This window comes from Sphingomonas sp. (assembly GCF_035555815.1).
GTDB lineage: Bacteria > Pseudomonadota > Alphaproteobacteria > Sphingomonadales > Sphingomonadaceae > Sphingomonas.
Genome location: NZ_DATMGG010000058.1, coordinates 1 through 5,789, shown reverse-complemented (window position 1 = coordinate 5,789; position 5,789 = coordinate 1). Strand labels below are relative to the sequence as shown.

Genomic DNA, 5,789 nt, shown 5'->3' with positions numbered 1-5,789 from the left:
GCTCGGTTTCGCCCTTCTTGGTGAGGATCAGGATGACGCGGCCGTCATAGGTGCTTTCCACACCCTTGCTGGCCAGTTCGACGCGGAAATTCTCGGCCCCCACGGGCATCGCCAGCGCCATCGCGCTGACCATCAATGCCCCACCCAATACAGCCCGACCCATTGCCTGTCCCCCTTCAGTTACGACGTGTCCTGATCCGCTTCCCGTGAAATTTGCTGCACCGCATTACGTCGTTTGCTGCGCGGCAAGTCAAACCGTTTGGTCGCATAGCGCACAAAAATTCACATACAGTACACTATTCATCGCCACTGGTGCAGAAGTGTCACATTCGTGCGCTAGCCGCGATCGGCGGGACTCAGCGCGCCGGCTTCACCAGATGAAAATCGCTCTGCCGCCCGTCGATGTAGCGAACGCCCGTACCGTCGAAGAACGCATCTTCCTCCGACCGGAATGTCACCACTTGCCCGTCCCATTCGGGCACCGGTGCGGTCGCGCTCAGCTCGATCGACCAGGCGGTGTTCGGGCGCAGCTTGTACTCGCCGCGCGGATCGGCGTCCTGATTGTCCCAGAAACCGATCGACGCCCCGGCGGCGTGTCCGTGGAAACCGATCGGGTGCGAATAGATCGACGGCTTCAGCCCCTCGCCGATCGCCTTGGCCCGCGCGCGCGCCAGCACCGCGTTGCCGCTGTCGCCGACCCGGAACGAGGAGGTCAGCGCGTCCTGCACCCGGTTGTTCGCTAGCCGCCCGGCCTTCAGCCCCGCCGGCACGTCGGTTTCGCCGTCACGCAGGACATAGCCTAGATGCTGGGTATCGGTGTTGAGCCCCATGTAGGTGATGCCGAAGTCGGTCCACAGCATGTCGCCCTTCTGGATCACGGAGTCGCCGCTCAGGTCGCCCTTCACGCCCTTGCGGAATGCCGAGACCGACGGCTGGAACCAGGTGGCGAGCTTCAGCGCCGCGATCTTCTCTCGCATCCACCATACGACGTCGTCGGTGGTGGTCCGCCCCGGCGTGATGACCTTTTCCGACAGCGCCTCGCCGATGATCGCGTGCGCCAGCCGCACAATCTCGGGATAGCGCGCCATCTCCCCCGGCACGCGCGTCTCCAGCCAGCCGACCGCGAGGTTTTCGTCGGGCTTGACCCGCGCGCGCAAATTCTCCGGCAGCGCGGCCATCATGTCCTGATATTGGCTGAGCGTGATGCCGTCGGCATAGGCGGTCAGCGACGACGAATTGATCGCGACCGTCTTGGGGTTACGCTCGGCGATGATCTGCGCGAGCCGCTTGAACTGATCGGGCTCCTTTTCCGGCACCCAGTCCGCCTTGAAGAAATCGGCGAGGCCGTAGCGGCTGACGGTGATCCGTTCGATCGGCTTGCCCGGGCCGGGATCGTAGAACACCAGGATCGTCCGCCGCCGCGCGTGCAAGCTCCTGGCGTCGAGCATCGTCTGGACGACAGGGTCCTCGAAATTCTCGCGCGCGATCAGGACCCACATGTCGACGTTATTGCGGCGCAGCAGATCGGGGATCACCGTGTCCAGCCGCTCCTTCAGCCAGCCGTCGCGCACCGCCGCCTGTTCGCGCAGCGTCAGCACGGTGGGATAGGCGGGGCGGTCGACCTCCTGCGTGTTGAGCGCGGCGGGCGCCTGTGCGTGCGCCGTGCCGGTCGCTGCCACCACCGCCGCCACGCCGATCGTCAGAAACCTGGAATACCGCTTCGTTCGCATCGTTATTCGCCCCCCGGCAATGCTGTCGTGATCGTTCGTCGTCGCGCGTGCGCCCGATCAGGGGCGCGGAATCAGGATCATGTCGGTCTGGAATCCGTCGAGGAACCGGAACGACGTGCCGTCGTAGAATCCGTCCTCCTCGAACATGAAGCGCGCTTCCTGCCCGCCCCATTCGGGCACCGCATGGCTAGCGTTGAGTTCGATCGACCAGGCGGTGTTGGGGTGGATCGGATAGGCGCCGCGGAACGGCACGCCCGACTGATCCTCCCACGCGCCAATCCACGGGCCGGCGCCGTGGCCGTTATAGCCGATCGCATGCGAATAGACCGATCCCTTCACCCCCTGCGCGGTGAACCGCTTGCGCGCGGCGGCCAGCACCTGATCACCGGTGCGGCCGGCCTGCAATTCGGCCGTGACGGCGCGCTGGACCACGTTCATCGCCGCCAGCCCGTCGCGCAGCCCCTTGGGCGCCTCGGTCTCGCCGGGGCGCAGCACATAGGCCATGCGCTGGACGTCGGTCTTGAGGCCCAGATAGCTGATCCCGAAATCGACGTGCAGCATGTCGCCCGGCTGGATGATCTCCTTGTTGCCCTGGCTCATGGTCGCGATTTCGAACGTCCCCATCTTGGGCCGCTGGATCGACACCGACGGCTGGAACCACGTATCCAGCTTCAGCGCGGCGATGCGTTCGCGGAACCACCACACCAGATCGTCGGTACTGGTGACGCCCGGCGTGATCGCGCGCTCGGAAAACCCTTCCTGGATGATCGCGTGGCTGATCCGCGACAGCGTCGGGTATGTCGCCATCTCCGCCGGGATGCGCGTTTCCATCCACCCCAGCCCAAGCCGGTCGTAGCTGACGAAACGGCCGGCGTATTTCGGCCCCAACGCGCGGGTCAGCTCGCGCAGATAGCTGGCGGTCATGCCGTCGGCGAGCGGGAATTCGGGGGTGATGTTGAGCGCGATCGACGACGGATCGCGATCCTCCACGATCTTCGCCAGCGTCGCCCATTGATCGGGTTGCGCGTCGGGATTCCACATCGGCTTGAAATCGCCGACCGCGTAACGCGCCAGCACCAGCCGCTCGACCGGCTTGCCCGCGCCCGGATCGAAGAACACCAGGATGGTGCGGCGGCGCGCGCTCAGCCAGTTGGCGGGCAGCATCGTCTCGGCGACCGGATCCTCGTTATATTCGCCCGCGACCATGATCCACATCGCGACCTTGTCGCGGCGCATCAGCATCGGGACCAGCGTGTCGAGCCGTTCCTTCAGCCAGCGATCCTCGACCTTGGCGCGTTCGGCCAGCGACAGGATGGCGGGCATCGCCGGGTCGATCTTTTCCTCGGCCCCTGCCGGCGCGCAGATTGCCGCCGCCACCGCCATCGCCAATGCCACCCACCGCTTCATGCATGCCCCCGCTGCCGACTCGTTGAGGGGATATACTGTATACTAAACCGGTGGAGTACAAGCGTTCGCAGAGCGATCAGCGATAATATGCCGAAGCGCGGTAAAAATGCCGCAAGGCGGCATCGCGTGGGTCACAGCGCGGCGGTGATCCGGCGCGATGCCGCCTGAAGTTCGGGAAGGATGCGGCGGTGCATATCCTCGGACGAGATCCGCGCGGTGGGGCAGCACACATTGAGCACGGCGATCGTCCGCCCCGATCCGTCGCGGATCGGCACGGAAACGGACTGGAGCCCGACCTCCAGTTCCTGATCGACGATTGCGAAGCCGTCGGCGCGCGCCTGCTCGATCAGCCCGCGCAGCTTGACCTTCGACATGACCGTGTTCGGCGTCAGCTTTTCCAGCGTCACCCGGTCCAGATAGGCGTGGAGCGCCGCCTCCGGCTCCATCGCCAGCAGCATCCGCCCGGTCGATACCGCGTGCGCCGGGGCGCGACCGCCCATTGCGAAGCTCACGCTCATCAGCCGGTCGGCGGTGGCCCGTGCGACATAGGTCGCGTCCTCCCCGGTCAGCACCGCGACGAACACCGATTCGCGCAGCGACTTCGACAGGTCGTTGATGATCGGCTGGATGATGTCGAGCATCCCCATCGACGACAGCGCGGAATAGCCGAGCTGGAGCACCTTTGGCTTGAGCGCGAACAGCTTCTCCGCCTTTTCGGCATAGCCTTCGCGCACCAGGGTCAACAGCAGCCGCCGCGCGCTGGCGCGGGTCATGCCGGTGGCGCGGGCGACGTCGCTCAGCGTCATGCGCGGCCGCGCGCGAGTAAAGGCGCAGATCACCTCCAGCCCGCGGGCGAGGGAATTGACGTAATCCCGGTCGTTGACGTCCAAGTCCAGCTCTTCGATCGCGTTCGCTTGCACTTAATGATCCCTCACTCGCGCGTTCGACCGCGCGTTGCGCATTTGAATGTGGTGGCAGTGACGCAAGCACTCGAACCGACTCAGACCGGGTCCGTCGCACCGACTCGTCGCAAGCAAGCTATCCACTAGCGAACAAGTGTGCGCAAGAATAGTGCGGAAACGGGGAGATCACAATCGTCATATTACGGTACTGAAACAGACGGCTGTCAGATTCGCTCAATGCAGGGCGCGCACCCCCGGCAGCGCCGCAACGCCTGCACGCCGTCGGTCGCTTTCAGTGGGAGCGGGCCGCGAACCAGATCACGTGGCGCGGGCCCTTGCCGTTCTGGCGCGCGCGCACCGCGACCTCCTCGACCGCGAAGCCGGCCTGCGCCAGCCGCCGGGTAAAGGCCGGGTCCGGTCCGGCCGACCAGATCGCCAGCACGCCGCCCGGCCGCAGCGCGCGCCGCGCCGCCGCCAGCCCCTGCGCGGTGTAGAGCCGGTCGTTGTCCTGGCGGGTCAGCCCGTCGGGGCCGTTGTCGACGTCGAGCAGGATGGCGTCATAGGCGCCGGGCGCCTCCGCGATCGCCAGCGCCACGTCGCGCTCGATCAGCCGCACGCGCGGATCGTCTAGGCACGACGCGGTGAGTTCGGCCATCGGCCCGCGCGCCCACGCGACGATCTGCGGCACCAGCTCGGCCACCGTCACGCGCGCGTCCGCCCCCAGCCGGCCCAGCGCCGCGCGCAGCGTGAAGCCCATGCCATAGCCGCCGATCAGCAGCGCCGGCGCCGGGCGGGCGCCCAGCCGGTCGCAGGTCATCGTCGCCAACGCTTCTTCAGACCCGTTCATCCGGGTGCTCATCAGCTCGTTGCGGTCGAGCACGATCATGAAATCAGCACCGCGCCGGTACAGGCGCAGCTCCTCGCCACCGGGGACGGCCGCGGTGTCGATCAGTTCGCGCGGCTGCATCGTCCGCGCGCTATTTCCGCGCCTTGCGTGCGGCGTAGCGCGCGTCGCGGGCGGCCTTGCGCTCCGCCTCGGTCAGCGGTGCCGGTGCCTTCGCCACACGTTCGGCGGCTTCGGCGGCGGCGCGCGCGGCGGCCGCGCGCGCTTCTTCCTTGGCCGCCTTGATCGCGGCGGCCTTGGCCCGGCTCGCCTCGGCGGCGGCGGCCTCGCGCTGCTCGCGCGCTTCGCGGCGCTTGGCCAGCTCCGCCTCATCGAGCGTCGGGCGCGCCTTCAGCGTCTCGAGCGCCTTTTGCTTGGCCTGGCTCGACAACGCCGCGCGTTCCCGGAAATCAGGGGTCTTGTAAGATGCCATTGTCGCAATCACTCCACGGCGGCCATGATCGGCGACCGCTCCGACGCCGCTTTGAACGCTTCGCGCGCGGTTTAATAGTCCCGCGAATAACGGATGCTCGCGTTGGACCCGCCGAACGAGCCGGTCGACGACAGCAGGCTGAGCGCCTTGGTCAGCGAAATCTCGAGCTGGGTGGCGGTAAAGCCGCGCGCGTCGGTGATGATCTCGATGTAGATATCGTCGGTGATGTACTTGCCCGCCGCCAGCGCGGTGCTGCGCCCGGTCGCCTCGTCCGCGCCCAGCACGCGCAGCCGGTCGACCCCGGTGACCGACCGGAGCTTGCCCAGCGGGTTGAGCCCGCCGCCCGACCCGCGCAGCGAATTGAGCGCGGCGGCCAGTTGGATCGCTTCGGTGGCGGACAGGTTGGTCACCGAACTGCCGAACAGCAACCGCGA

The 5,789-nt window shown here is 66.9% G+C and carries 6 protein-coding genes; all 6 read right to left on the bottom strand.

Annotated features, from left to right (window positions below):
* Positions 1-356 precede the first annotated feature (356 nt).
* The gene (locus VNR91_RS03305) at positions 357-1,730 is read right to left on the bottom strand and encodes a M24 family metallopeptidase (RefSeq protein ID WP_325489368.1); all 1,374 of its coding nucleotides are present in this window, start codon (positions 1,728-1,730) and stop codon (positions 357-359) included.
* Between the two features lie 57 nt (positions 1,731-1,787).
* Positions 1,788-3,137 carry a M24 family metallopeptidase gene (locus VNR91_RS03300; RefSeq protein WP_325489367.1) on the bottom strand — a complete coding sequence of 450 codons (1,350 nt, stop codon included), beginning with the start codon at positions 3,135-3,137 and terminating at the stop codon, positions 1,788-1,790.
* 131 nt (positions 3,138-3,268) lie between these two features.
* Entirely contained in the window at positions 3,269-4,027 is a 759-nt protein-coding gene (locus VNR91_RS03295) for an IclR family transcriptional regulator domain-containing protein (RefSeq protein ID WP_325489366.1), read from the bottom strand.
* Between the two features lie 304 nt (positions 4,028-4,331).
* Entirely contained in the window at positions 4,332-5,006 is a 675-nt protein-coding gene (locus VNR91_RS03290; protein WP_325489365.1) for a spermidine synthase, read from the bottom strand.
* Positions 5,007-5,016: 10 nt separating this feature from the next.
* Entirely contained in the window at positions 5,017-5,355 is a 339-nt protein-coding gene (locus VNR91_RS03285) for a DUF6481 family protein (protein WP_325489364.1), read from the bottom strand.
* A gap of 71 nt (positions 5,356-5,426) precedes the next feature.
* A partial coding sequence (locus VNR91_RS03280; protein WP_325489363.1) for a translocation/assembly module TamB domain-containing protein occupies positions 5,427-5,789 on the bottom strand: 363 nt, incomplete at its 5' end.